Source organism: Bradyrhizobium sp. USDA3516 (assembly GCF_057651995.1).
Map to the genome: position 1 here is coordinate 500,293 of NZ_JBYGYN010000002.1, position 26,315 is coordinate 526,607.

Sequence of the window (26,315 nt, forward strand, 5' to 3'; positions counted from 1 at the left end):
AGCGTCAGAGCAGAAAGAGGATGGTGAAGGATTTGATGCCGATCAAACCAGGACTATCGCGACGCGATTTGGCCTCAGCGTTGCAGATGTGTCACGGAAAGCGCGAATGCGAAGCGGGCGACGCGGCAACATGGTGCCGCCGCTCACATCACGGCCGCACGGGGTTGTTCAGCATGTACTCGCCGAGATCACGCTGGCGGCGGTCGGCGCGCGCGGTGGCCGCGTTGCGCTGGACGTCGCGGTCCTTGCGGCAGGCTACGTATTCCGGCGAGCCCTGCGCATAGCCCCGGCTCTGGCAGACCGCGTCATCGTCGTCACCGCCCACCGCCACCGGATTCTGGTAGCGCGCCGAGCAGGCCGCGAGAGCGATGGCGAGCAGAGAGATTGCCCCATACGCGAGTTTGGCTGACATTTGATCGTCCTGTCTCATTCGTCATTGCCGGGCTTGACCCGGCAATCCATCGAAATCATGGCAAGTGCTTGCTCATTGATGGATGCCCGGGTCAAGCCCGGCCATAACAGCAGGGCAAATTCACACCCGTCCCCTCAGCGCCTCGCCGATCTCGTCGAGCGCCTTGGGATCCTCGATCGTGGCCGGCATGGTCCAGGATTCGCCGTCGGCGATCTTCTTGATGGTGCCGCGCAGGATCTTTCCGGAGCGCGTCTTGGGGAGGCGGCCGACGGTGATGGCAAGCTTGAACGCGGCGACCGGGCCGAGCTTGTCGCGCACCAGCGCGATGATCTCCTTCTCGATCTCGGCGGGCGGGCGCTTCACGCCCGCCTTCAGCACCAGGAAGCCGCAGGGCACCTCGCCCTTGATCGCGTCCTTGACGCCGAGCACGGCGCATTCGGCGACATCGGGATGCGAAGCCAGGATCTCCTCCATGCCGCCGGTGGAGAGGCGATGGCCGGCGACGTTGATGATGTCGTCGGTGCGGCCCATCACGAAGACATAGCCGTCCTCGTCCTTGTAGCCGGCGTCGGAGGTTTTGTAATAGCCGGGGAATTCGCTCAAATACGCTTCCTTGAAGCGCGCGTCCTGATTCCACAGCGTCGGCAGGCAGCCCGGCGGCATCGGCAGCTTGATGACGATCGAGCCCATGGTGTTGGGGCCGACCGGCTTTGCCGCTTCATCGACGACATCGACCTGGTAGCCCGGCATCGGCACCGTCGGCGAGCCATGCTTGACCGGCAGCATGCCGAGGCCGACCGGATTGCCGGCGATGCACCAGCCGGTCTCGGTCTGCCACCAATGGTCGATCACCGGCACCTTCAGCTGCTGCTCGGCCCATTCCACGGTGGGCGGATCGGCACGCTCGCCGGCGAGGAACAGGGTGCGGAATTTCGAGAGGTCGTAATGCCGGATGAATTTCCCCTCCGGGTCGTCCTTCCGGATGGCGCGGAAGGCCGTCGGTGCGGTGAAGAAGGCGACCGCCTTGTGCTCGGAGATCACGCGCCAGAACGCGCCGGCGTCGGGCGTGCCGACCGGCTTGCCCTCGTACATGATCGTGGTCGCGCCGTGCAGCAGCGGGCCATAGACGATGTAGCTGTGGCCGACCACCCAGCCGATGTCGGAGCCGCACCACCAGACCTCGCCCGGCTTGACGCCGTAGAGGTTGAACATCGACCATTTCACGGCGACGAGATGCCCGCCATTGTCGCGCACGACGCCCTTCGGCACGCCTGTGGTGCCCGAGGTATAGAGGATGTAGAGCGGATCGGTGGCGGCGACAGGCACGCAAGGAGCCCTCTTGCCGTCGTTCAGCGCCTTGCGGCGCAGGCTGCCCCAGTCGTAATCGCGGCTCGGCGTCATCTCGCAGGTGAGCTGCGGACGCTGCAGCACGATGCAGGCCTTCGGCTTGCTGCCGGCGAGCCTGATCGCCTCGTCGAGCAGCGGCTTGTACTGCACGATACGGCCGGGCTCGATGCCGCAACTGGCGGACAGGATCAGCTTGGGCTGCGCATCGTCGATACGGGTGGCGAGCTCCTTCGCGGCAAAGCCGCCGAACACCACCGAGTGCACCGCACCGAGCCGCGCGCAGGCGAGCATCGCGACCACCGCCTCCGGCACCATCGGCATATAGAGGATGACACGGTCGCCTTTGCCGACGCCGAAATCCTGCATGATTGCGGCGAGCGCCTGGACCTCGTTCAGCAGTTCGGCATAAGTGAGCCTGGTGACCGAACCCGTCAGCGGCGAATCATGGATCAGCGCGACCTGGTCGGCGCGGCCGCGTTCGACGTGGCGGTCGAGGGCGTTGTAACAGGTGTTGACGACGCCGCCGGCGAACCAGCGGCCGTAGGTTCCTTGCGAGGGATCGAAGATCTTCGTCGCAGGCTCGATCCAGTCGATCTCCTTCGCCGCCTCGGCCCAGAAGCCCTCGGGATCGGCCAGCGAGCGCGCATGGACCTCGTGATAACGGCTTTTGCCCTGGATATTCATTCCCGCGCTCCCGTTCCCTTTATTCGCCTGGCTCCGACCCTTGTGGCAGGACAGGCGCCCCGCCATGACCAGGATCAATTGCCGGCCTTGTTTGGAGCTATTTTCCCGGGAACGGGCCGCGGTTCAAGCTGAAAAGGATGGGTTTTGGCGGAGAGGTGTGAAGCATGCGCGGCATCGGCAGTCGGCTCCCTCTCCCGCTTGCTTGCGGGGAAGGGTTGGGGTGGGGGTGTCTCCGCATTGGGATTGTGCAAGATTCATGAGGTCCCCAAGAGGAGAGAGCCCTCACCCGCCGCGCTCTCCGAGCGCGTCGACCTCTCCCGCATGCGGGAGAGGTTACGGAGCCAGCCGCAAGGCTTCAGTTCCTTCGCCTCTCAGCTGTCCATCGCATTCAGCCTCTGCAAGCGATCCTGCATGACCTTCTTCAGGTCATAGCCGGGACGACGGAAACTCGCATCGCGCGTGGCCAGGAATTCGCGCTGGGACTTGCGCAGACTGTTCGCGGAGCGCTTGCTCGCGGATTTCAACACACGCTCGTAGGCCTCGGCGATCTGCCGATCGAGCACGCCGAGCTGCGGATCGGCGCAGATCACTTTTTCGACTTCGCGCGTTGCGGTGGCGCAATCGAACGACGGGTCGCTCGGAGCGGCGTTCAGCACGCGGGCAGGCTCGCCGCCGAATTTCGCGATTTCGGCGATCATCGCGCGGCGGCCGTTGAACGCGTTTTCATTGGCGGGATCGAGCCGCAACGTCGCCTCGTAGTCGGCCAGCGCCTTCTTGCGCTCGCCCATCTTCTTGTAGAGCACGGCGCGGTTGTTGTAGGTCTTGGCGAAATTCGGATCGAGTTTCAGTGCGTCGTTGTAGTCCGACAGCGCAGCACCGAGTTCGCCCTTGAGCTGGTACGAATCGCCGCGGTTGGTCAGGAAGTTGACCCGCTGCTCGAGGCGGATCGCCTGATCGTAATCGGCGATCGCCTTGTCGTACTCCTTCATGGCGGCGTAGGTGAGACCGCGGTTGTCGAAATACTCCGGCACCTTCGGATCGAGCCGGATCGCCTCGCTGTCGTCCGCGATCGCCTTGTCGAACTCGCCGAGCTTCTTGTAGGCGGCGCCGCGGGTGGTGTAACTGCGCGGCCGGTTCGGATCGAGGCGTAGCGCCTCGCTGAGGTCGGCCACGGCCTTGGCGTAGTCGCCACGCAGATAGAAGGTTGCGCCGCGGTCGGACCAGGCCTGGGCGAAATCCGCCTTCAGCTTGATGGCCTGGTCGTAATCTGCAATGGCGCGGTCGAAGCGATGCTGGTTGGTGTAGACGACGCCGCGCAGCTGGTATGCTTCCGCATCCTGCGGATCGAGCTCGATCGCCCTGGTCAGGTCCGCCGCGGCGCGATTGAGGTCGCCGCCGGCCGTGCGCAAGAGGTCGCCGCGCACGCGCCAGGCATGAGCGTTCTTGCCGTCGAGCGCGATGGCGCGGTCGAGATCGCGCAGCGCTTGCGACAGGCCCCCGGAGGTTCGCGCATTGGCTTCGGCGCGAGCGACCAGCGCCAAGGAGCGCTCCGATACCGGGTTTGCCGTCTGGTCGATGATAGCGCTGCACGCGGAGACCAGGTCTGCGGGAGCAGCCTTGCTGCCCGGAACGCAATCAGCTCCGGCAACGGCCGGAGCGATGAAGGCTATGCTCATCGCCGCGCCGAGGAAGAGGGCGCGAAGAGAGATCTTGGCAGGCGAAAGCGCTTGCGCGGAGGCTCGAGTGCCGCACATGACATAGGGCTCCGTGACGTCGGGTTCTCACCATTGTCGCGGCTCGCAGGGGATGGGTTCAATAGGGGGCTGTTTGGGGGGCGCAGAGCTCAATACCCGTCCACGCCGTTGAGCCGCTGCAGGCGTTCCTGCAGCGCCTTCTTCAGGTCGTAGCCCGGCCGCCCGAATTCCGCATTGCGGCGGGCGATGAACGCATCCTGCTCGCGCTGGAGCGCTTTGGCCTCGGCCGCATTGCGCGCCTCGCGGATCGCACGGGCATTGGAGGCGAAGACCTCGCGATCGAGATCGGCGAGTTCGCGATTGCCGCAGATCGCCCTTTTCACTGCCCGACGCGCTCGCGCGCAATTGAAGCTGGGCTTGCCGGCGAGCGCCATCTGCGCGCCGATCCGCTCGATCTCGCGCGCCATTGCCTTGTGATTGGCCTTGGCCTTCTCGTGGTTCGGATCGATCCTGAGCGCTGCGCCGAAATCCTGCACCGCCTTCGGCTTGTCACCCTTCTTCAGCCAGAGCTCACCGCGCGCATTGAAGATGTCCGCGAGGCCGGGATCGAGCAGAAGAGCACGGCTGTCATCGGCGATGGCGCGGTCGACTTGGTCGTGCCGCGCATAGAGCGCACCGCGCGCGATCAGAGCCTTGATCAGATCGCCCTTCGCCGTTTTCTCGTTGTCGATCACTTCGGCGCAGGCCGTGGCCGCCTTGTCCATGTCATCGGCTGCGGCCGCCGCGAGGCAAGGCGCGACATCGGCCTGCGTCACGGCCACCGGCTCGCCGCCAGTCGCGGCATCGGCCGGAGCGAGCGAGAGCGCGTAGAGCAGTCCGGCGCCGATCAGCTGAATGAGAAAACGCATGCGTTGCAGTCGAAGCCTTGTCGTCGATGTTAAGCTCTTGGTTAAGCTCTTGCCTTGAAGCCGCACTATCCACCATACGGCCGGATTGGTGCTAGCTTGTGGCGCCGCTGAAATCGGCTTCGGGGATCATCGTGTCGACATTCGAATGGATCATTGTGCTGCTGCTCGGCGCCGTCGGCTTATCGGCGCTGGCGCGGCGGATCAAGGTCCCCTACCCGACCTTTCTCGCCATCGGCGGCGCGCTGATCGCCTTCGTGCCGTCGAGCCCGTCCTGGACGCTGGAGCCGGACCTCGCCCTTGCCCTTTTTGTCGCACCGGTCCTGCTCGATGCCGCCTTCGACACGTCGCTGCGCGACCTTCGCAAGAACTGGGTTCCGGTCTCGACCCTGGTCGTCGCCGCGGTCGGCCTGACCACGGCGGCCGTCGCCTATGTCGCGCACCGGCTGATGCCCGACATGCCCTGGGCCGCCGCGATCGCGCTCGGCGCCATCGTGGCGCCGCCGGATGCGGCCGCTGCGGTTGCGATCCTGAGCCAGGTCAAGCTGCCACACCGCATGGTCAAGGTGTTGGAGGGCGAAAGCCTGCTCAACGATGCGAGCGCGCTGCTGATCTATCGCATCGCGGTCGGCGCGGTCGCGACCGAGCATCTGACCTGGAGCCAGGTCGCGCCGACCATGGCGCTGGCGCTGGTCGGCAGCGTCGTCGCTGGCCTCCTCGCAGCCCGCCTGATCTCGCCCATCATGGAGCGCATAACGGAGGCGCCGAGCGCGATCATCGTGCAATTCGCCACCACCTTCATGGTCTGGATCGCCGCCGAGCATCTCGGCCTCTCCGGCATCCTCATCATCGTCGTCTACGCCATCACCCTGGCGCGCACCGCGCCCGCGCGCATGCCGGCACGGCTGCGGGTGCCGTCCTATGCGGTGTGGGAGACGATGGTGTTCGTGCTCAACGTGCTCGCCTTCATGCTGATCGGCATGCAGATGCGTCCGATCTGGACGCGGCTGGATGCGGAGGTCCGCTGGGAATATTGCGTGGCCGCCGCCTGGATCCTGCTCACGGTGATTCTGGTGCGCCTGTTCTGGGTGACGTTCTATCGCACGACGCTGCGGGCTCTGATCGCGCGCGGGCTCTATCATCCCAAGGATCCGAAGCAGGTGGCCTCGCCCAAGGGCGGGCTCATCATCTCCTGGTGCGGCATGCGCGGCCTCGTCACGCTCGCCACCGCCTTTGCCCTGCCGGAGAACTTCCCCTATCGCGACTTCATCGTCTTCATCGCCTTCGCGGTGGTGCTGGGGACGCTGGTGATCCAGGGCCTGACGCTGCGGCCGCTGATCCTCGCCTTCAACCTCGAGGACGACGATCCCGTCGGCATCGAGGTCGCCCGCGGCCGCGCCGTGGCCTATCGCGCCGCGCTCGATGCGATCGAGAGCGATCCGTCGGAGGAGGCGGAAATCCTGCGGCTCGAATATCGCGCCATCCTGATGCAGGCCGAGACCGATCCGAACGGCGGCATCAGCAACGGCGAACTGCCCGCCGATCCCCTGCGCCGTCGCGCCATCGAGGCCGCGCGCAAGGCGATCTTCGATCTGCGCACCACCGAGGTGATCGGCGACGATGCGTTTCATCGGCTCGAGGAGGAGCTCGATCGCGCAGAATTGAGCGCGGGCGGATGATGCCTCTCCGCTGTCGTCCCGGACGAGAGTTTGGGCGCTCTGCAATGTGCGCCGAGTCACACACAGCGTCCCGCAGCTTGAACCAAACCCCGCCTCCCCGGACTCACTCCTGATGACGACCCTGATCGACGACCGTCGTGTACGCGCGCGTGATGCGTCGCCTGCACGATATTTTTATCTCCATATGGCGCTCGCCTGCGCTGCCACTGCCTTTCTCGGCTTCGCACCGACCTATTGGGTGCCGCTCGCTCACCGGACATTGTCCGCAAGCCCGGTGATCCATTTTCACGGACTCTTGTTCTTCACCTGGTCGCTGTATTTCGTGCTCCAGACCTGGCTGGCAGCCTCCGGCCGTGTGGTCAATCACCGCTCGTTCGGCATCGTCGGCGTCTCGCTTGCGACCGCGATGGTCATTTTTGGCTTCTTCGCGTCCGTGACCTCGATGAGGAACGCCGCGGCGCTCGGACAGGCCGATGCAGGAATCGCCTTCTCGATCGTGCCGCTGAGCGGCATCGCATTCTTTGCCGTGGTGTTCGTGCTCGCCATCATGAACACGCGCAGGCTCGAGGTTCACAAGCGCCTGATGCTGCTTGCGGCGGTCTCGATCCTCGACGCCGCGATCGCGCGCTGGTTCCTGACCTTCCTTGCACCATCAGGACCGCCCGGCCCGCCGCCGGTGCCCGTGACGATCGCGCCGGCCGTGGTCGCCTCCCTTCTGCTCGTCGTCGCCATGGTGCGCGACTGGCGCACCGAAGGGCGCGTGCATCCGGTGTATATCACCGGCACGCTCGCGCTTCTGGCGGTCAAGGTGCTCAACTGGCCGGTCAGCGAAACGGCGGCCTGGCACGTATTTGCCGGCGGCATCCTGGCGCTGGCGCAGTAGGCGACCCGCACCCGTCGCCGCGGAGCCTAGAACCGCGGCAAATCCGGGAACGCCAGCTTGCCCGCGTGGACGTGCATGCGGCCGAGTTCGGCGCAGCGGTGCAGGGTCGGAAAGACTTTACCGGGATTGAGCAGTCCCTGGGCATCGAAGGCGCATTTCAGGCGCTGCTGCTGGTTGAGGTCGATCTCGCTGAACATGTCGGGCATGAGGTCGCGTTTCTCGATGCCGACGCCGTGCTCGCCGGTGAGCACGCCGCCGAACTCGACGCAGGCGCGCAGGATATCGGCGCCGAAGGCTTCGGCGCGCTCGATCTCGCCGGGCTTGTTGGCATCGTAGAGGATCAGGGGGTGCAGATTGCCGTCGCCGGCGTGGAACACGTTGGCGCAGCCGAGCTGGTACTTTTCCGAGAGATCGCGGATGCGCGCCAGCGCCTTCGGCAGCGCGCCGCGCGGGATGGTGCCGTCCATGCAGAGATAATCGGGCGAGATGCGGCCGACGGCCGGGAACGCGGCCTTGCGGCCGGCCCAGAACAGGTTGCGCTCGGCCTCGGAATTGGAGATCTGCAGCGTCACCGAGCCGCAGCCTCTCGCGATGCTCTCGACGCGCGTGATCAGCTCGTCGACCTCGATCTTGGGCCCGTCGAGCTCGATGATGAGCAGCGCTTCGACATCGAGCGGATAGCCGGCATGGACGAAGGCCTCCGCGGCGTGGATCGCGGGCTTGTCCATCATCTCCATGCCGCCGGGAATGATGCCGGCGCCGATGATGCGGGCCACGCATTCGCCGGCCGCTTCGACCTCGGCAAAACCCACCATCAGCGCGCGCGCCGTCTCCGGCTTCTGCAGAATGCGCACCGTGATCTCCGTGATGACGCCGAGCAGGCCCTCGGAACCGGTGATGACGCCCATCAGGTCGTAGCCGGGATTCTCGCACCCCTTGCCGCCGATGCGCAGGATCTCGCCGCTCATCAGCACGATCTCGCAGCCGAGCACGTTGTTGGTGGTCATGCCGTATTTCAGGCAGTGCACGCCACCGGAATTCTCCGCCACGTTGCCGCCGATCGAGCAGGCGATCTGCGAGGACGGATCGGGCGCGTAATAGAAGCCCGCATGGGCGACCGCCTGGCTGATTGCGAGGTTGGTGACGCCGGGCTCGGTGACCACGACGCGGTTGTCGAAGTCGATCTCGCGGATGCGCTTGAACTTGCCGAGGCCGAGCAGCACGCCGTCCTCGAGCGGCAGCGCGCCGCCGGACAGCGAGGTGCCGGAGCCGCGCGGCACCACCTTGATGTTCTGCGCGGCACAATATTTCAGGACGAGCGAGACCTGCTCGGTCGTGTCGGGCAGCACCACGACCATCGGCGGCTGCCGATAGGCGGTCAGCCCGTCGGATTCATAGGCCCGCATCTCGGCGAGGCTGTCGATCACGCCCTCGCCAGGCACGATTGCGCGCAAGGCGGCGACGATTTCGCTGCGACGCGCCAGCACGGCCTGGTCGCTTGCGGGCATCATGATGGCCATTTTGAGAAGCCTTCGTCCGATGGATGGAATTATCTCGGCAATCAAGCATGTCTCGTCGCCCTTGGGTAGGTCCTCCGAAGGTCGCATTGCTTTGTTGCAGCGCAAGTTCTCTCTGGGGCAAGTCTGCTAGCAGGAAACCTGTCAAAGTTTCGCGGCTTGTCCCCTTGCATCGGACCTGCCAAAACCACGACCCTCCATCTGACCCGGGAAGAGACGAAGAGCACACTTATGACAAAACTGACTTTCGGCGCGCTGACGATCCTCACCGTCATTGCCACCGCACCCGCCGCGATGGCGCAGGACGTCGCGGCCGGCAAGACATCGTTCAACAAGTGCTTGGCCTGCCACGCGATCGGAGAAGGCGCCAAGAACAAGGTCGGCCCCGAGCTCAACGGCCTCAACGGCCGCAAGTCGGGCACGGCTGAAGGCTATAGCTACACGGACGCCAATAAGAATTCGGGCATCACCTGGGACGAGGCCACGTTCAAGGAATACATCAAGGACCCCAAGGCCAAGATCCCCGGCACCAAGATGGCGTTTGCCGGCATCAAGAACGAGACCGAGATCAACAATCTCTGGGCCTTCCTTGCCCAATACGACAAGGACGGGAAGATCAAGCAGTAAGCACATACGAGGCGGCCGCGAGAGCTTCGGTTTTGATTGGACCAGAATCGAAGCTCTGGCATTCTTACTTTGCCGCGTTTTCTTCACGCGAGCCGGTCTCTACGTCGCTTGAAAACGCCTTAGTCGGCGACCGCCTGCGCCGGGGCGATGTTTCCAATCATCATCTCGATCTCCGCCTTGACGAGATCCGGCACGGCGTTCTGCACCATGTGGCCGAGATCGGGCAGCACGATCAGCTTTGCATTCGACACCGCCGCGGCGAACGGACGCGCGTGGATGGCGGTCCTCACCGTCTTGTCGGGCTCGCCGGCGATGATCGTGACCGGCGCCGTGATCTCGCCATAGCGCGCGACTTGCGCGGCGACCGACTCCTTCAGCGTCACCAGATCATAGGCATTGGCGATGAACTCGCGCGGGCGCAGCAGGAGCGGCGTCGCGGAGTCCTGCACGAAACCATCCGGCATCGTCTGCGGCAGGAACACGTTGCGGGCCCCGGCTTCGGTGATGAAATAGCCGAGCGGCAGCGTGATAGTATAGGCGAGCAGCGGCCCGATCACGGGCGTTGCGATGATCTCGTTGTAGCGCCCGACACCGCCGCTCCAGGGATGCGTGACGGGCGCGAGCATCACCAGACCCGCCACGCGGCGCGGGTGATAGAGCGCGATCCGCGCGCCGAGGGCGCCGCTCCAGGAATGCACCACGAAGACCGCACGATCGATTCCGAGCTTGCCGAGCGCCTCGTCGATCATGCGCGCCTGAACCTGCGGCGTCGAATCCCGGCGGCTGGCGCGCGTGCTCCAGCCATGGCCGGGCCGATCGATCAGAATCACGCGATGATCCCGGGCGAGGAGATCGCCGAGCGGCCGCCGCATCGCTTCGAGGTTTGAGCTCGCGCCGTGCAGCATCACGATCGGCGGGCCAGCCTCGCGCGGGCCGATCTCGACGACGTGAAGCGTGGCGCCATCGACCTCGATCATGCGCCCCTGCGGCGGAAAGGCCCGCTGCACGGCGACGACCCCGGCCTGCGTGAGCAGCGCCAGCAGGACCAGCGCCGTCACGACTGTCATCACGAACATGGAGAGAATCCGGGTGATCCTGGGCACGGGGCAGTTACGGGTCTGCTCGGCCGGCAGTTTCGCCGCCGTCGATCCGCGCTTCCACCGAAAATGCAGGGGCTGTGGATATGTGCATAATTGCCGATCGAAAAAACCCAATGAAATCAGGGCCATTATAAGCCGCGCGCAAGCTTCGGACCAGCTTCATGCGGGCGTCATCGCGGCCTCCATATAATCGCCATGGTCGGTTCCGCCATCTAGGCGCGGGTGGGCGCCGATCGTCCTCGCAACGTCAGGGGATGCGGGAAAGACCGGCAGAATTGTCCTGGTTTGAACCGGAGAATTTCGATGAGCTTCAGATCGAACGATACTGCAATCGACGAAATCGTCGCGAGCTGCAACGGCGACCTGCGCGGTGCCGTGCGGGCGCTGCTCCTGATCAACGAGCATCTCGAGACCGAGCTGGCAAAGGCCTACGCCGCAGCCGCCGACCGCGGCTTGGTCGAGCGCGGCAGCAGCGTCCTGCATTGAAGGCCGGCTAGTTCGTCCCGTCCTCCTGCTTTTCTTCCTCGGGCGTGACCGGGGGACAGACGCGAATCGTCGAGCGGGCAAGCTTGGCATCGGCCCTGGACTTGTAGGGACCGTCGCCGAACCAGATGTCGCCAATGATGACCGGATTGCTGGTCACGATGGCGCACTTACCGGTGGCGCGGTTGCCAACCACCCAGAACAGGCCGTCGGCGAGGCTCACCGTCCCCGACGCCAGCAGCAGGCACCCCGCAAAGATCAAACGCTTCATGGCTTTCGCTCCTGCCATGCAGGTAGGCCTGCGGCCGCGCCGGCAATAGTGCTCACGATGCCGCGCCTTGCGAGCGTGGTTAATCCGAAGCCGCCGCGTTCACTCAAGACATGATCGAGTTTGAGGCTAAATATCGCGGCCTTCGACCTTCTCGGTCAGCGTCTTGACCTGGTCGGGAATCTTTTCGAGGTGCGGATTGAGGGCGAGCGCCTTGCGGTAGGCATCGAGCGCGCGCTTCTCGTCCCCGACCTCCTGCATGATCATGCCGAGGCCGGCGAGCGCGCCGAAATGGCGCGGCTCGCGGATCAGCACTTGCTGAATGTCCGCGAGCGAGCGGCCATAATCATTCTGCATGTAATAGAGCGTCGCACGCCGGTTCCAGGCCTCGATGTAATCGGGCCTGAGCTTGATGACCGAATCCAGGAGCTTGATTGCGACGTCGATCTTCTTCGCATCGACCGCGGTCTTGGCGCGAGACATCATGAGCGCGGCGGTGTCGCTCGGGGTCTGCAGCCAGATCGCCCAGATCCGCGCCTCGACATGCTTGGCGCTGGCCTCGTCGGGGGCGGCCTTCAGCGCGCCGAACAGGAAATCGAGATTCTTGCTGCGGTCGACCTTGGGCAGCTTCGACGGGGCCTCAGGCAGCTTCTTCTGCTTGCCGGGCGGCTCGACCTGCTGGGCCAGGGCGGCCGGCGCAAGGCCGGCGGTTCCCAGCACGAGGGTCAGACACAGGGTGCGCGCGAAACGGAATCTCACTGCCATGGTGAAAGTCTAAACGCGCAAAGCCGCCCTTGCAAAGCAAAGGCGGCGTCAAACTCGTGTGAGACCGTGGTCTTGCGGGGCGCGCAAGGGCGCCCGGCGGGATCGGCCGCTCAGATCAGCCCTGGCGCGCCTTGAAGCGGCGCTGCACTTTGTTGATCACATAGACCCGGCCCTTGCGGCGGACCAGGCGGTTGGCGCGATGACGACCGCGCAGCGATTTCAGCGAGTTACGGACCTTCATGGCAGAATCCTGAACGTTCGAAAGGCCGTGTTCGGCACTACCGTTTCGGCACGCGCGAATGTGGCAAAATGAGATTTTTCCCGCTGGCGGACCGGCCGCCCGGGACGGAGCGGTTCTTAAGGCATGGCAGGAGGTCATGTCAATGTTAACTGCCCGGAGGCACCAAGCAAAACCGTGAAAACAACCCCATGCACAGTAGAAGCGGCCGGATCGGCCCGATTTTCTCGCAATGACTTCAAGGGGTCTCCAAGGCGCCTTGCCAAATTCGTTATATCCTATAATCAATTCGGCAACCCGTCGGGAGGACACCCATGCCGAAGCTGAAGCTGCCTGATATCGACAAAGTCGTCGCGATCGACATCCACACCCATGCCGAGGAGCCCTGCGGCACCCATCCCGACGACGGCTATGACGATTTCCAGGCGCAAATGGCGGAATATTTCAAGTCGCCGCACAAGCATCCGCCGACCGTGCCGGAGACCGCGGCCTATTACCGTTCCAAGAACATCGCCGCGGTGATCTTCCCTGTCGATGCCGAGCGCGAGACCGGCTTCCGCCGCTACAAGAACGAGGAGATGCTGGAGATCGCCTCCGAGCATCTCGACGTGCTCATCCCCTTCGTCTCGATCGACCCGCACAAGGGCAAGCTCGGGGCCCGCGAGGCGCGCAAGCTGATCGAGGAATACGGTGTGCGCGGCTTCAAATTCCATCCGACCATGCAGGGCTTCTACGCCAACGACCGCATGGCCTATCCGCTCTATGAAGAGATCAACAATGGCGGCGCGATCGCGCTGTTCCACACCGGCCAGACCGGCGTCGGCTCCGGCATGCCCGGCGGCATGGGCATGCGGCTGAAATATTCCAACCCGATGTACATGGACGACGTCGCGGCCGATTTCCCCGACCTCAAGATCATCCTCGCCCACCCCTCCTTCCCCTGGCAGGAAGAGGCGCTCTCGGTCGCGACCCACAAGCCGAACGTCTACATCGACCTCTCGGGCTGGTCGCCGAAATACTTCCCGCCGATCCTGGTGCGCTACATCAACTCGATCCTGCAGGACAAGATGCTGTTCGGCTCGGACTGGCCGGTGATCACGCCAGACCGCTGGCTGTCGGACTTCGCCAAGATCGAGATCCGCGACGAGATCCGTCCGAAGGTGCTGAAGGCGAACGCGCGGAAGCTGCTCGGGATCTGAGCGAGCCATCATCGCCGCAGCCTCGAGAGCTTCGGACCAACGAAGCTCTCATGCGCAAACATGGACCGACAGATCGTCGACGATTATCGCGCATTGTTGATTCCATACTGCGTCTTCGGCATTCCCCGAGCGCTCCGGGGCTGGGCAAGCAGTTCGGGCGCCGAAAGCATCGCCTTGGCAACAGGATCGTCAGGAAATCGGCTAAGTAGCGCTTGATAGGCGGTCAGGGCATCGCCGAGCTTGCCAGCCTCGAACAACGCGGATGCCTGCGAGGTCAACTGGATCCGTTCGGCGGCGTCCATCGGTGCGCTCAGGTCGGGATCGTCGGCTCCCGCGATGCCGAGCAATTCGTAGATCATGAAGCGTCGCTCGCGTCCCTTGACGGTCACTTGACGAAGCGGCCGCACGAGGACGGCTTCACCGGCTGCACGCACGACACTCGCGCTCACGCAGATGTTGGTGCCGAACTGCTTGTTGAGCCCTTCCAGCCGTGAGGCGACATTCACGCCATCGCCCATCGCCGTATAGCTGAAGCGTTCGGTCGATCCGACATTTCCCACCAAGACCTCGTCGGTATTCAGGCCGATCCGGACACGGAAGGGCGAGAGCCCCTGCGCGACCCAGCCTGCGTTGAGGCCTTCGATCCGGCGCAAGGAGCGGAGCGCGCCACGGCAAGCGCTCAAGGCCGGCTCGGCGATCACGGCGGGGGCGCCCCAGAATGCCATCACGCCGTCGCCGATGAACTTGTCCACGGTGCCTGATTCTTCGCCGATCGCGCGGGACACGACGTCGAAATAGGCGGACATCTGCTGCAGCAGCACGTCCGAGTCCTTTTGCTCCGCGAGAGTCGAGAAGTTCTCGATGTCGGAGAAGAATATCGTCAGGCAGCGTCGTTCTACGCCGAGCGCGAGGGGGACACCGGACTTGACCAATCCCTTAACCACCTCGACCGGAACGAAGGACGAGAAGGACTGCAGTGAGCTGCGCAGCAGCGTTGCCGCGCTCTGCAGCTGGGCGATCTCCTTGATCCTGGAGGAGGTTGCATTCCGCTTCTCGAAGGAGAGATCCTCGATCGCCTCCAATTCGCGCGTGACCTTCTCCAGCGGACGGGTCAACCGCCGCGCCAGTAGAAAAATGAGCATCAACTCGACCGCCGTCAACAGGACGATCGTGAAGACGATCTTCTGGTTCGTCTCGCGCAACTGCCCAACGAAATCATCCGTCGGCGTCAGGATGACCGATTGCCAGGGGCTGCCGAAGCTCTCGGGAAACCGGGCGAACGAGGCGCTGATCTCGCGGCCGTCCCGCCGCGAGGTGAATACGAAATCATCCCGGTTGGTTTCGATGTGCAGACGGTAAGCTTCGCGGACGTCGGCATCGTCGATATTCGCCAGCGTCGCGATCTGCAGTGTGCCCGTCGCAAGGTTGATCACCTTCTCGCGCTCCGAGGAAGCCACCACCTTGCCGTCATTGGGATCCGCGATGATCGTCATGCTGTTCGCGCTCGGCCGCTGCTTGGCGAGATAGCGCGACAGGACGTCGAAGGTGATGTTGACGGATGCGCAGCCGAGAAACTCGCCGTCGCCGCGGTAGATCGGATAGCGCGCCGAAATGATGGGATAGCCGGTATCGGGATTGATCGACGGTGCGGTGACGTAGAGCGCCCTGGACTCGCGCGCAGCGCCGTAGCCGGGAAGCGCTCGCACGTTGAGGGAGGATGGCGTGTCATAGGAGGCGATGGCGTGCGGCCAGGTGTCATAGAAGGTGCGGTAGCGTTTGCGATCGCCCCCCCGGGAGAAAGGGTCGACAAAGCTCGAATGCCAATTGGCGCTTACGGGAATTTGCTTGTCGGATCGCTTTCGATCGGCGTCGACTCGCGTCACGACGCGATGATAGCCGTCCTCGAAGCTGACATAGGCGGCGTCAATCTGGCTCGACGAGGTGAGAACACGATAGAGCGCATCGCGACTGTCCTCCGTCCTGAAGAACGAGGGCTGGGCCGCCGCTGCTTCGGCGAGCAGGCCGAGCATTCCATTGACGCCACGCATCAGGTTTTCGATGCTCTCGATGGTGGCGAAGCGCGATCTGTCGATCTGCTCCTTCAGCAGCGACACGATCGCTTCGCTGTTCTTCTGATGATTGAAGCCGAGAATGAAGATGAGGATGGGGATGCTGAGGCAAACGAACAGCCCGGCCATCACCAGGCTCAATCGCAACTGTCTCGAATCTGTCCGGTAAAAGCGCCGATATGCGCCGAGCGTCACGGCGACTGCCAGTATCGGGATCATGGCGATCCCGAACAGCTTCAGCCAGCGGTCGAGCTTGTCGGAGAACGGCTCGTGAAAAGGCGGAGGCGGCAATTTGCCTTTTGGAAGCAGGCCGAGATCTTGATAGATCTTTGCAATGGCCCGCCACCGCTCGGCCGTCTGGCTGCCGAGCTTGATCAATCCCGGCTGGATCAAGGCTTCGGTCCGCACGGCCTCGAACATCAGGGCTTCGCGTGACTTGATCACCGGATACTTGCGCAGGATCAGCTCGACCGCCTCCTGCTTGTCGGCGAGAGCGTGCTCCCAACCCCTCAAGCTCGCGGCGAGAAACGCTTGGACCATCTCCGGCTTGCGACGCAGCAGCTCTTCCGTGGTGCAAAGATTGTCGCCGTAGAAGTCGAAGCCAAAAGTCCTCGGCGTGAACGACCGATATGGGACGCCGTTCTGCTCGAGCACAAACGGCTCGTTCGTGACATAGGACACCATCGCGTCCGCCTTGCCCGTGACCAGGTCGAGCGGGTTGCCGGTGTGATCGACGCGCGGCAGCGCCCAATAGTCCACACCTTGCTGCTTCAGCATGGCGGCAAGGTCTTCGCTGCCCGATGCATCCATCAGGCGGTGGCCGGTGAGTTCCGAAGGGGCGTTGATGCGCGCGCGGCTGGGGACGAGGATGTTGGCGGCGGAGTGCTGGAAGATCACGCCCAGCACGGTGAGTTTTGCAAGGCCCGGCTGGGGCAGCAGAACGCCCGTCATGCACACACCGAAATCGGCCTTGCCCGAGCCGACGTCGATCGTCGCATCGATGCCGGGGCCGCCCGGCCTGATCTCGACGTCAAGCCCGGCATCCCGATAGAAGCCCCTCTCCAGAGCAACGTAGTAGCCGGCGAACTGGAACTGGTGCAGCCATTTGAGCTGCAGAGACACTCTTTCGAGGGCTTGAGCTTGCCCGGAAGCGGTCCAGAACAGCACAAATCCGAGGAGCCGGAGCAGTGCGCCGACGCGCGGCCCCGAGACCCGATTTCGCATTCGCAAGAGCATCGGGCGCGCTGGAGCGGGCATCGGTCCGGGACGGGTTTGTGTCAGGCATGCGAGGCCCCAGAAGGCTATTTTTTCGCACCGTCCGACCTTTGATCTGGGTCAAGGCTCCGACAGACGCCGAGAGAGGACGCTGACGCCTGTCGCACCAACCATTTGAATCAGAGCATTGAGGGCTTCGATCAGCGGTCGAAGCCCTCAGCCTCACGTGCGCGGCTCAGACCTGCGCCAAGCCGCCGTCGACGAAGACCTCGCCACCGGTCATGTAGCTGCTGTCCGAGGAGGCCAGGAACGCGGCCACTGCCCCGGTCTCGCTGGGGTCGCCGACACGTCCGATGGGGGTCGTGCTGCCGAGCGCATCGAACGCTTCCTCGCCGACGATCTCCAGTGCCAGCTCGGTCTTGGTCGGGCCGGGTGACAGCACATTGACGCGGATGCCGGTGCCGCGCAGGTCGAGCGCCCAGCTCCGCGCCAGATTGCGGATCGCGGCCTTGGTCGCGCTGTAGATGCTGAATTGCGGCGTCCCCATCACCCCCGTGCTCGAGCCCGTGAGAATGATCGACGCTCCCTTCGTCATCAGCGGCAGCGCCTTTTGCACGGTGAAGACCAGACCCTTCACATTGACGTCGAAGATATGATCGTAATGCTCGACCGTAATCTCGCCGAGCGGTGCAAATAGCCCGGTGCCGGCGTTGGCGAACAGAATGTCGAGCCCGCCGCGTTCTTTCCTGACCGTCTCATAGAGCCGATCGAGGTCGGCCAGATCCGTCACCGAGCCCCTGACCGCGCGTGCCGATGACCCGAGCTTCGCCAGTGCGGCGTCGAGCGGCTCCTGCCGCCGCCCGAAAATGTAGACGAACGCGCCTTCGTCGACGAACCGTTTCGCCGCGCCAAACCCGATGCCGGTGCCGCCGCCGGTCACCACTGCCGTCTTTCCTTGTAGTCTGCTCATGATGTGCTCCCTTCATTGAGGTTGCACTGAGCTGGCGGCGTACCCACCTATCGACAAGTATGCACCTTTTGGTAAGTGCCCAAAAATGTCAGACACGACTTTGCCGCCTGAAGAGGCGCCCACACCGGTCCAGAGCTGCACGCCAAATCTGCCCGGCTTCACCTGCGGCCTCGACGCGACCCTGCGGGTCGTCTCGGGCAAGTGGAAGCCGCTGATCCTGTACTTCGTCGCCCAGGACGGACCGACCCGTTACGGCGAGCTCCGGCGCGCCATCCGCGACGTCAGCGACAAGGTGCTGATCCAGCAGCTCAAGGAGCTGGAGGCCGATGGCCTGGTGAAGCGGACCGACTACAAGGAGGTGCCGCCGCGGGTGGACTACAGTCTCACACCCTTGGGCCACAGCCTCGCCCAGGCCCTCGTGCCGCTCTGCACGTGGGGCACCGAGCACATGGCGGAGGTCAGCCGGGTGTTTGCCGAAAGAGCGACCTGGCCGCGGCGGGAACGTCAGTCGACTGGTTAGCTTCCGCTGCACTCGCGTGAGGTTTGCTCCGCCAGGACTGCTGCGCGTTCGTGTAACTCGCCCTGAGTCCGCCTCAGGCTATGAGCAGGCGTTGAATATTCCGGCGAATAGACGTGCGAAGCCGCCCTATGAACCCAGCGTGCAGGCAGCAGCCAGCGAAAGACGACGATCGCGGCACCCGCGCCAATGACCTCCGCTGCGATGAAGCCGAGAACATCCTGGGGCCTGATGCCTGCGATTGAGTCGGTAAAGGCGCGTGCGATGGTCACCGCTGGATTGGCAAAGTCGGTGGCTGTGAACCAGAAGGCGCCGCCGATGTAAGCGGCGACGACGCCAGCGATGGATGCCGGACGAAGCCGTGAGCAAACCCATACCGCTCCCAGCAGTCCGAATGTCGCGACGAACTCGCTCAACAAATTGGAAAAGCCGCTTCGGTCGTTGACCGAGACGGAAAAGACCGGCGTTGCAAACATTGCATTCGCCACACCCACTCCCACCAAGGCGCCGACGAGTTGAACAGGAACGTATGAAGCCCCCGTTCGAAGCGGCAAATCGCCTCTGATGACGAGCGCAGCGGTCACCAGGGGATTGAAATGAGCCCCGGACACAGGGCCCAACCATTCGATCAGCGCATAGAGGGCCGCAGCCGTCGCGAGTGCATTGGCAATGAGCGCGACAGCCGTGTTGCCGCTTGCCAGCCGGACCCCGAGAATGCCCGAGCCGACCACGGCCATCAGCAGAAAGCAGGTCCCGATTCCCTCCGCCACGAGCCTCTGCGACAAATTGAAGTCGGGAGAAGCGGATCTCGAGCTCTCGCATGCTGTCACGTCAGACAACCTGAAAGATCTTGTAGGCCACCGCGCCCTCGACGAGATATCCAGTTCCGACGCACACGATGTCGTTCATCCAGGCATAGGAGGACGAACCTGTTTCGAACAACGGTTGCGTCCGGAAATAATAGCGTGAGGGATCGACCGCGTAGCGCTTGGCCGGATCGGCCATGTCGGCCTTCAGTTCTGGTGGCGTGATCCAGCGTCCGCCATAGGTCATGTAGATCAGTTCGTTGTCGTCAGTGCGCAAGGTCAGACGCACGTCGAGCGCCATCCCTCCGTTGGGGCGGAACAGGGCCCAGTCGCCACCGCCATCAAGAACCTCACCGCGCACGCGCTCTCCGGCGAACGATCCGCCGGCGGCGCCGAACAGCACCCGCCGGCCAACCGGCGTCTCACCAAACGAAAGACGTGGATTGAGATCAACGACGATGTCGAACAGCGGCACCGTCTCGATATTGGCAACAGGTTTTATGCGCCGGTCCATGGTGCCATTCTCCATTGCGTAAATGTGTGATGCCGACTGATAAGACCTAGAGAACTTCGCCGAAGAGCTTCCGGCGGACCTGATCGGTCGAGACCCCCGACTGCGCGCACAGGGCCGAGAGATCGAAGAAGAAGTACTCGCTTGCGATCAGGTCATTGCGGAAGGTGAAGCGGATAAAGACCGGAAGCTTCGCGCGCTTTCCGCTTGGGGTGACGCCAAAACGGTCTCCCGTCATGGTCATGCGCACCTCTCCCCAGCAGACCAGCGTCTCGGCGTCGTTGGCGCAGCCGGACAGCACGACGTTGTAATCCGGGAAGGACTTGAAGAACCGCGCCAGCGCCGCCTCGCTTTCCGCAAGTCCCCTTGCACGGGTGCCGAACGCGGGTCCTTCGAGCACCATGTCCTCGTCGAGAAAGGTAAGTGCAGCGGCAACGTCCTGCCTGCTCTTGGCCGCAGCCAGACCCTGGGCCAGCTCGAACATCCGGTCTCCATTCACGGCAACTCCTCCCGCCTGACATACCAAAAGCATTTAACATACTACGAGTATGTCATATTCAATTTGCATGTTTCATGTCAAGCGGTATGCAAGTGGCATGAACAAAGCTGCTCATGATCAACGAACGCGCCGTGAGGAATATGCGGAAGCAACGCGGCAAGCGCTGCTTGCTGCGGGGCGGGAAATATTCGCCCGTGAGGGCTACCAGGCCGCGGGCATCGAGGCGATTTCAAGAGCCGCGAGAGTGACGCGCGGCGCCTTCTATCATCACTTCGAGGACAAGAAGGCTCTGTTCGACGCGGTCGTCGTTTCGCTTCAATCGAACGCCGCTGCACGCGTGCAGGAGATTTCCAAACGGAAGTCGAAAATTTGGGAGCGGCTCTACACCGGCATCGACGCCTATCTGGATGTTTCGATCGAGCCTGCTTACGCGCGAATTGTCGTTCAAGAAGCGCCGGTCGTCCTCGGCAATGCCCGCTTCGCAGAGATCGAAGAGCAGTACCCGATGGCGCTTCTGAAGGCGACGCTGAGGGCGCTCAAGCGCGAAGGTGAGCTGGTCTTCGACGATATCGATCTGCTCGGACATATGCTTGATGCGGTCATTTGCGAGCTGTCGATCAAGCTTCCAACCTCGCCCGACCCCAAGAAAACCCGCGTCCTCGGTCGCAAGATCATTGAGGGATTGCTGGACGCGTTTCGCCGTAAATAGCGGTGGCTGCGCTGGCACTTGGAGGTGGCACTCCGATGCCGCCTGGGGTCCGGGAACCGACGGTCATGGTTGCAGTGGCAGCCTTCCGCCATCAATCGACTTCGACAAAGACTGGTGGCCGAGCACGAGGACGAGACGCCGCTCATCAATGATGCGGCAGTATCTCGCCCAGAAACTTCCTCGTGCGCTCGTGCTGCGGGGCTCTGAAGAAGGTCTCCGGGTACGCCTCTTCGATGATCCGGCCCTCGGCCATGAAGATCACGCGGTCGGCAACCTGGCGGGCGAATCCCATTTCATGAGTGACGCAGATCATCGTCATGCCGTCGGTTGCCAGCCCAATCATGGTGTCGAGCACCTCCTTGACCATTTCCGGGTCGAGCGCCGACGTCGGCTCATCGAACAGCATGACTTTCGGCTCCAGGCAGAGCGCACGCGCAATCGCCGCGCGCTGCTGCTGGCCGCCCGACAGTTGCGCCGGGTACTTGTCCCCCTGATCGAAGATTTTCACACGCTCGAGCAGCCGCCGGGCGGTCTCCTCGGCCTGCGCGCGCGGTACGCCGCGCGACCGGACCGGTGCCAGCGTGCAATTCTCAAGCACCGTCATGTGTGGAAACAGGTTGAATTGCTGGAACACCATGCCGACCTCGCGGCGGACCGCGTCGATCGCCCCGCCTTGCGCGCCGAGCTGGACGCCATCGACGACGATTTCGCCCTTCTGACAGGTCTCGAGCGCATTGATGCAGCGGATCAGGGTGGATTTGCCCGATCCGGACGGCCCGCACAGCACGATCTTCTCGCCGGCACGAACCTCCAGATGGATGTCGGTCAGCACCTGGTAGGTGCCGTACCATTTGTTGACGCCGCGCATGGCAATCATCGGGTCTGCATTGGCCGCGACCGGCATGGCGCTCTCCATCAACTGGCGGTGAAGGGGATGCCGGGGATGCTGTCGGGGAAGTCCGGCAGCGGGTTGTTCATCCACTTCGGATAGATCTTTCCCCATTCGCCGCTGGCGATGATCCTGTCGATAAAGCCGTTGACGAAGGCGTTGATGTCCTTTTCGCCGAGCCGCGTGCAGGCGCCGTTGTAGAGTTTCGTGAATTCCAGCTTGTTCTCGTAGGCGCCCGGCCTGGATTCGTTGAGACGCGGAACATAGAAGATATTGCCGCCGACCGCCTGCACCTGACCGGACAGCAGGGCCTGCATCGTCGGCGCGTCACCGTCGAAGCGGCGGATGGTGGTGCCGGGAGGCGCGGCCTTGGTGACGTCGGTGTCCTGCACGCTGCCGCGCGCGACCCCGATGACGTATTTGCCCATGTCGGCGGGTGATTTGATCTCCATCTCCTTCGGCGCAATGAAGGTAATGATGTTGGCGCCATAGGGCTTCGAGAATTGCACCGCCTTGGCGCGCTCAGGCAGCATCGCCATGGTCGCGAACAGGATGTCGACGCGCCCGGAGGTCAGCGCCGGAATACGATTAGCAACGGCCAATGGCGTGAACTCGGCCTGCACGCCGAGCTCCCTCGCGAACAGTTCGGAGAGGTCGGCATCGAGCCCTTCCTGCTTGCCGGCCGGATTGACGAAACCCCAGGGCGGATTGTCGCCCTGAATGCCGATCAGCACCTTGCCGCGCGCCTTGATCTCCACCGGTGTCACCGCATAGGCGGCCCGCGACAGCACCAGGGGCGCGGCGATCGCACCTGCGCCGAGTGCCAGCAAGCGGCGGCGGTGAACTAGCGTTGTCGTGCTGTTAGTCATGTCTTCCTCCTCTCCTGTGTTGATATTTTCAGCGTGATGCGGTCGCGAGCCGCCGCTCCAGCCACGTGCCGTACAGCGAAAGCGGCCAGCACAGCGCGAAGTAGAGGGCGCAGACCAGACCGAGCACGAGCAGCGGCTTGAAGTTCTGGTTCGAGACGATGGTCCCCGCGCGCATCAGCTCGGTGAAGCCGATAATTGCGGCAAGCGAGGTGCCCTTGATCAACTGCACCAGGAAGCCGATCGTCGCGGGCAGGGAGATGCGGATGGCCTGCGGCAGCACGACGTCTCTCATCCGGTCGATGTAGTTGAGGCTGAGCGCCTTCGCGGCCTCGATCTGGCCACGCGGCACGGCTTCGATCGAGCCGCGCCAGATTTCGCCGAGGAAGGCGCCGGCATGCAGGGTGAAGCCGATCGAAACGGAGGCCCAGGGATCGAGCTTAAGCCCGGCGAGCGCCAGACCGTAATAGACGACGAAGAGCTGCATCAAGAGCGGCGTGCCCTGGAACAGGGCGATATAGGCGGCGGCGGCCCGTTCAAGCCAGCGCCATGGCGAGGTGCGCGCCAGCGCGACGGCAAGACCTGCGACCGATCCGAGCACGAAGCCGATCGCAGACAGCGCAAGCGTCCATTTGAGGCCGCTGAGCAGGAACAGGAGCTGATTGTTGTCCATGGTTGCTGCTCACTTCACGGGATAGAGCAGGAAGCGTGCATTGATCCGCGCGAACATCTGCATCAGCATCCAGGACATCGCGAGATAGAGCAGCGTGACGACGCCGTAGACCTCGAAGCTGCGGAATGTGTTGGTCTCGATGGCCTGTCCGACCGAGGTCAGCTCATAGGCCGAGATCGCGGAGGCGATGCTCGTCGTCAGGGTCAGCATGATGAATTGACTGGTCAGCGACGGGTAGATCGCGCGCAAGGCCGGCTTCAGGACGATCAGGCGAAAGATCAGCGACCGGCTGAGACCGAGCGCCAGTCCCGCCTCGATCTGTCCCTTGTTGATCGACTGCACGCCGCCGCGGATGATCTCGATCGCATAAGCCCCGCCGTTGATGCCGAGCGCGATGATCGCGGTCATGGTCGGATCGAGGCGAATGCCCACCATCGGCAACGCAAAGAAGATGAAGTAGATCTGGCCGAGGAAGGGCGTGTTCCGGATGGCCTCGACGAACGAGATGACGAGCCAGCGCAGCGGGGACAGCCGGGAATCGCGCAGCAGGACGCCGCCGATGCCGATGACGAGCGCCAGCGACATACCCGACAGCGCCAGCGCGAGCGTGCCGGCACAGCCCCAGAGCAGTTCCGGCAGACCGTCGAATACGGGCCCGAAATCGAACCGGTAGTTCATTTGGCTCCTCCCTCCGGGCGCCCTCTTGGTGTGGCTTGGCCCGATCACGTCTGGTCGACGTTTGTGAAAGCGTCTCTATGTCGCCCCCCGAGCGAGGCCTGCGGCTTGTCCCGTCGCGAGCGCCGCATAGCGTTCGCGCAAATCGATGCGCCGTCCGGCAGTTGCGGCCTCGGCGATCGCGAGCGTCGCAAGAAGGCTGCGTGCACCGTCCTCGACCGGCTGCAGCGAAGGCGCGACCCCGCGAATGACGTCGCGAAAATGATCGAGCTGGGCGACGTACGGGTCGATCGAGGCGGCGTGGTTGGCCTGGGCCTGGATCGGCCCGTTCCAGTCCTGCGCGCCGCCCTCCTGCGTCCACTGAACGAGGCTCGGAAACTCTATCGCACCGCGCCGACCCATCAGGCGGTAGCTGCTCTGTCCGCTGAAGGGGAACTCGGGCGCCTCGCCGAGACCCTGCTCGGTCGTCCATGGCGTCACCGCGCAGTCGCTGAGGAAGAACGTGCCGAGAGCACCGCTTTCGAACGCGATCAGCGCAACGGCGGTGTCCTCCACCGCGAAGCCGCGCTGGCGATTGGCCGCGATGGCTTCCACGGCAATGATCTCGCCGAGCGTGAAGCGCAGGAAATCGATCTCGTGGATCAGGTTGATCAGGATAGGCCCGCCGCCGGCCTGCGACCGCCAGGGCGCGATCTCGAAATAGGCCGCCGGCTTGTGCGTGGCCCAGATGGCCGAGACGCCGACGACGTCGCCGATGCGGCCCTCGGCCAGCAACGCCTTCAGCGTCTTCACCTGCATATGATGGCGGCGGTGATGCCCGACCAGCGATTTGACGCCGGTCTTGCGGATTTCCGCGATCAGGCTGGCGGCGGTCTGCAGCGTATCGGTAACCGGTTTTTCGATCAGGATATGGATGCCGGCGCGGGCGCAGGCGATGCCGTTCTCGGCATGGAGCTGATTGGGCGAGGCGATGATCACGGCCTCGGGTCGCGCGTCGGCAAGCAGCTCGCGATAATTCTTGAAGACGCGCGCGCCCGGCTGCTCGGCTGCGACCTGTTCGGCGTTCACGTCGGCAATGCCGACCAGTTCGTAGTCGTTGTGCTCGGCGAGCTTGCGCAGATGCTTGCGCCCGATCAATCCGGCGCCGATCACGCCAATCCTGATTTTCGTCATGCCATGCGTTCCCGTAGGTCAGGCCCAGCCCTGACAGCCGCGACGCCTTGTGCCGCGAGGTCGTCCTTCGAGCAGGTTCCTCGTTGCGCTGAAGGCCGTTGTGATCCGCTCCCTCGCATCCGGCGTCGGCGTCGGCATTTCGACACTGAGCGCGGCGTCGGCGGGAAGCGCGTCGACGAGCGCGCCGAGCGGCAGAGCGCCCTCGCCCGGCGGCAGCCGTCCCTCTCGGGCCTCGGCGATGATCGCGTGCTCCGTCGCAGGCGGCTTTGCGCTGGCGTCGCAGAGTTGCGCATTGCGCAGCCATTGGTCCGGAAGCGACGTCAGATCGGCGGCCTGGCCGCCCGAACGCGCAAGGTGCAATGCATCGACCAGGATTGCGCCGTTCGTCTGGCTTGCGCCGCGAACGATGGCTGCAGCCTGCTGCAAATTGCCGACCGTGCGCCACCGCATGAATTCGAGATCGACACGCAGTCCGAAGGATGCGGCGAGCTGACAGAGTTCTGCGAAACGAGCGGTGAGCCGCGGCTGAACCGGGTCGTCGCCCGAGGCAATGACGGACGCGGCGCCGAGATCGGCACCGGCCTCGAGACGGCCGGCGAACGCGGCGATGTCGATGTCGGGCGTGAGCTGGATGATCTCGATCTCGCTGACCCGCATGCCTTCGCCGGCCAGCACATGTTTGAGCGCACGGTGGGCCTCGGTGCCGACGGCTGTCGGATAGGCGGGCCCATCGGGGGTGGCGGGGATGTACCGCAATCCGACTGCGGCAAAGCCGGCACGCGCGGCTTCCACGACCAGCGCCGCCGGCGCGAGCTGCAATGCGGTGAGATGGGCAAGGCCAAGCCGGATCATTGTCGCCGCTAATTAATCTATGGGTTAATTACTAATTACCCAACGGGATAATTGATGTCAAGAGCTTCCGAATGGTCTATTAAGGGAGGA

The 26,315-nt window shown here is 63.8% G+C and carries 27 protein-coding genes; 7 read left to right on the forward strand and 20 right to left on the reverse strand.

Features of this window, described 5'->3' with window-relative positions:
• Positions 1–148 precede the first annotated feature (148 nt).
• The 4 genes from AC24YW_RS08225 to AC24YW_RS08240 all read right to left on the reverse strand — a co-directional run bounded on the left by AC24YW_RS08225 (position 149) and on the right by AC24YW_RS08240 (position 5,045).
• Positions 149–412, reverse strand: coding sequence for a hypothetical protein (locus AC24YW_RS08225; RefSeq protein WP_487482248.1), 264 nt, complete (start codon positions 410–412; stop codon positions 149–151).
• Positions 413–532: 120 nt separating this feature from the next.
• On the reverse strand, positions 533–2,443 hold the full coding sequence (locus AC24YW_RS08230) for a propionyl-CoA synthetase (RefSeq protein ID WP_487482249.1): 1,911 nt from the start codon (positions 2,441–2,443) through the stop codon (positions 533–535).
• A 371-nt stretch (positions 2,444–2,814) separates the two neighbouring features.
• Positions 2,815–4,197 carry a tetratricopeptide repeat protein gene (locus AC24YW_RS08235; protein ID WP_487482250.1) on the reverse strand — a complete coding sequence of 461 codons (1,383 nt, stop codon included), beginning with the start codon at positions 4,195–4,197 and terminating at the stop codon, positions 2,815–2,817.
• Positions 4,198–4,286: 89 nt separating this feature from the next.
• The gene (locus AC24YW_RS08240) at positions 4,287–5,045 is read right to left on the reverse strand and encodes a tetratricopeptide repeat protein (RefSeq protein WP_487482251.1); all 759 of its coding nucleotides are present in this window, start codon (positions 5,043–5,045) and stop codon (positions 4,287–4,289) included.
• A gap of 98 nt (positions 5,046–5,143) precedes the next feature.
• Here AC24YW_RS08240 and AC24YW_RS08245 point away from each other — a divergent pair, with 98 nt between their 5' ends.
• Both AC24YW_RS08245 and AC24YW_RS08250 read left to right on the forward strand, forming a co-directional pair.
• Entirely contained in the window at positions 5,144–6,721 is a 1,578-nt protein-coding gene (locus AC24YW_RS08245) for a cation:proton antiporter (RefSeq protein WP_487482252.1), read from the forward strand.
• Between the two features lie 112 nt (positions 6,722–6,833).
• Positions 6,834–7,604, forward strand: coding sequence for a hypothetical protein (locus tag AC24YW_RS08250; RefSeq protein WP_487482253.1), 771 nt, complete (start codon positions 6,834–6,836; stop codon positions 7,602–7,604).
• 26 nt (positions 7,605–7,630) lie between these two features.
• Here the strand turns inward: AC24YW_RS08250 and AC24YW_RS08255 are convergent, their stop codons facing one another.
• Complete coding sequence (locus tag AC24YW_RS08255; RefSeq protein WP_487482254.1) at positions 7,631–9,124, reverse strand: FAD-linked oxidase C-terminal domain-containing protein; 1,494 nt, start codon at positions 9,122–9,124, stop codon at positions 7,631–7,633.
• A 228-nt stretch (positions 9,125–9,352) separates the two neighbouring features.
• Between AC24YW_RS08255 and cycA the strand changes: the two genes are divergently transcribed.
• Entirely contained in the window at positions 9,353–9,748 is a 396-nt protein-coding gene (gene cycA, locus AC24YW_RS08260) for a cytochrome c-550 CycA (protein ID WP_487482255.1), read from the forward strand.
• 119 nt (positions 9,749–9,867) lie between these two features.
• Here the strand turns inward: cycA and AC24YW_RS08265 are convergent, their stop codons facing one another.
• Positions 9,868–10,824 (reverse strand): alpha/beta fold hydrolase, encoded by a 957-nt coding sequence (locus tag AC24YW_RS08265; protein WP_487482256.1) that lies wholly within the window; start codon positions 10,822–10,824, stop codon positions 9,868–9,870.
• A gap of 327 nt (positions 10,825–11,151) precedes the next feature.
• Between AC24YW_RS08265 and AC24YW_RS08270 the strand changes: the two genes are divergently transcribed.
• Positions 11,152–11,334: a hypothetical protein gene (locus AC24YW_RS08270; RefSeq protein WP_028180446.1), complete on the forward strand. Its 183-nt coding sequence runs from the start codon at positions 11,152–11,154 to the stop codon at positions 11,332–11,334.
• Between the two features lie 7 nt (positions 11,335–11,341).
• On the opposite strand, the gene AC24YW_RS08275 is transcribed toward AC24YW_RS08270, so the two are convergent.
• The 3 genes from AC24YW_RS08275 to ykgO form a co-directional block, all read right to left on the reverse strand.
• Positions 11,342–11,602 carry a hypothetical protein gene (locus AC24YW_RS08275; RefSeq protein ID WP_487482257.1) on the reverse strand — a complete coding sequence of 87 codons (261 nt, stop codon included), beginning with the start codon at positions 11,600–11,602 and terminating at the stop codon, positions 11,342–11,344.
• A gap of 126 nt (positions 11,603–11,728) precedes the next feature.
• The gene (locus AC24YW_RS08280; protein WP_487482258.1) at positions 11,729–12,364 is read right to left on the reverse strand and encodes a tetratricopeptide repeat protein; all 636 of its coding nucleotides are present in this window, start codon (positions 12,362–12,364) and stop codon (positions 11,729–11,731) included.
• A gap of 115 nt (positions 12,365–12,479) precedes the next feature.
• Positions 12,480–12,605, reverse strand: a complete 126-nt coding sequence (gene ykgO / locus AC24YW_RS08285) for a type B 50S ribosomal protein L36 (protein WP_006611362.1) — start codon at positions 12,603–12,605, stop codon at positions 12,480–12,482.
• Between the two features lie 311 nt (positions 12,606–12,916).
• Between ykgO and AC24YW_RS08290 the strand changes: the two genes are divergently transcribed.
• Entirely contained in the window at positions 12,917–13,801 is an 885-nt protein-coding gene (locus AC24YW_RS08290; RefSeq protein WP_036021159.1) for an amidohydrolase family protein, read from the forward strand.
• Positions 13,802–13,884: 83 nt separating this feature from the next.
• Here AC24YW_RS08290 and AC24YW_RS08295 read toward each other — a convergent pair whose 3' ends face one another.
• Both AC24YW_RS08295 and AC24YW_RS08300 read right to left on the reverse strand, forming a co-directional pair.
• Complete coding sequence (locus tag AC24YW_RS08295; RefSeq protein ID WP_487482259.1) at positions 13,885–16,992, reverse strand: ABC transporter substrate-binding protein; 3,108 nt, start codon at positions 16,990–16,992, stop codon at positions 13,885–13,887.
• Between the two features lie 328 nt (positions 16,993–17,320).
• Complete coding sequence (locus AC24YW_RS08300; RefSeq protein WP_487482260.1) at positions 17,321–18,055, reverse strand: SDR family NAD(P)-dependent oxidoreductase; 735 nt, start codon at positions 18,053–18,055, stop codon at positions 17,321–17,323.
• Positions 18,056–18,203: 148 nt separating this feature from the next.
• Between AC24YW_RS08300 and AC24YW_RS08305 the strand changes: the two genes are divergently transcribed.
• Positions 18,204–18,575: a winged helix-turn-helix transcriptional regulator gene (locus tag AC24YW_RS08305; protein WP_487482592.1), complete on the forward strand. Its 372-nt coding sequence runs from the start codon at positions 18,204–18,206 to the stop codon at positions 18,573–18,575.
• Here the strand turns inward: AC24YW_RS08305 and AC24YW_RS08310 are convergent.
• Genes AC24YW_RS08310 through AC24YW_RS08320 form a run of 3 tightly spaced genes read right to left on the reverse strand, consistent with a single transcriptional unit; the run spans position 18,572 to position 20,373 of the window.
• Complete coding sequence (locus AC24YW_RS08310) at positions 18,572–19,402, reverse strand: aquaporin (RefSeq protein WP_487482593.1); 831 nt, start codon at positions 19,400–19,402, stop codon at positions 18,572–18,574. The two genes, AC24YW_RS08305 and AC24YW_RS08310, sit on opposite strands and share 4 nt — an antisense overlap.
• Before the next feature lies 1 nt (position 19,403).
• Complete coding sequence (locus tag AC24YW_RS08315; protein WP_487482261.1) at positions 19,404–19,892, reverse strand: DUF3237 domain-containing protein; 489 nt, start codon at positions 19,890–19,892, stop codon at positions 19,404–19,406.
• 46 nt (positions 19,893–19,938) lie between these two features.
• A complete protein-coding gene (locus tag AC24YW_RS08320; protein WP_487482262.1) occupies positions 19,939–20,373 on the reverse strand; it encodes an ester cyclase in 435 nt (144 codons plus the stop codon).
• Between the two features lie 112 nt (positions 20,374–20,485).
• On the opposite strand from AC24YW_RS08320, the gene AC24YW_RS08325 reads away from it, so the two are divergent.
• Entirely contained in the window at positions 20,486–21,097 is a 612-nt protein-coding gene (locus tag AC24YW_RS08325) for a TetR/AcrR family transcriptional regulator (protein WP_487482263.1), read from the forward strand.
• Positions 21,098–21,242: 145 nt separating this feature from the next.
• Here AC24YW_RS08325 and AC24YW_RS08330 read toward each other — a convergent pair whose 3' ends face one another.
• From AC24YW_RS08330 to AC24YW_RS08355, 6 genes are all read right to left on the reverse strand, one after another.
• Entirely contained in the window at positions 21,243–22,001 is a 759-nt protein-coding gene (locus AC24YW_RS08330; protein WP_487482264.1) for an amino acid ABC transporter ATP-binding protein, read from the reverse strand.
• A gap of 11 nt (positions 22,002–22,012) precedes the next feature.
• Positions 22,013–22,855, reverse strand: coding sequence for a transporter substrate-binding domain-containing protein (locus AC24YW_RS08335; RefSeq protein ID WP_487482265.1), 843 nt, complete (start codon positions 22,853–22,855; stop codon positions 22,013–22,015).
• Between the two features lie 28 nt (positions 22,856–22,883).
• Positions 22,884–23,525 (reverse strand): amino acid ABC transporter permease, encoded by a 642-nt coding sequence (locus tag AC24YW_RS08340; RefSeq protein WP_487482266.1) that lies wholly within the window; start codon positions 23,523–23,525, stop codon positions 22,884–22,886.
• A 9-nt stretch (positions 23,526–23,534) separates the two neighbouring features.
• Positions 23,535–24,203 carry an amino acid ABC transporter permease gene (locus AC24YW_RS08345; RefSeq protein WP_487482267.1) on the reverse strand — a complete coding sequence of 223 codons (669 nt, stop codon included), beginning with the start codon at positions 24,201–24,203 and terminating at the stop codon, positions 23,535–23,537.
• Positions 24,204–24,278: 75 nt separating this feature from the next.
• A complete protein-coding gene (locus AC24YW_RS08350) occupies positions 24,279–25,373 on the reverse strand; it encodes a Gfo/Idh/MocA family protein (RefSeq protein WP_487482268.1) in 1,095 nt (364 codons plus the stop codon).
• 18 nt (positions 25,374–25,391) lie between these two features.
• Positions 25,392–26,192, reverse strand: a complete 801-nt coding sequence (locus tag AC24YW_RS08355) for a sugar phosphate isomerase/epimerase family protein (protein WP_487482269.1) — start codon at positions 26,190–26,192, stop codon at positions 25,392–25,394.
• Positions 26,193–26,315: the final 123 nt, after the last annotated feature.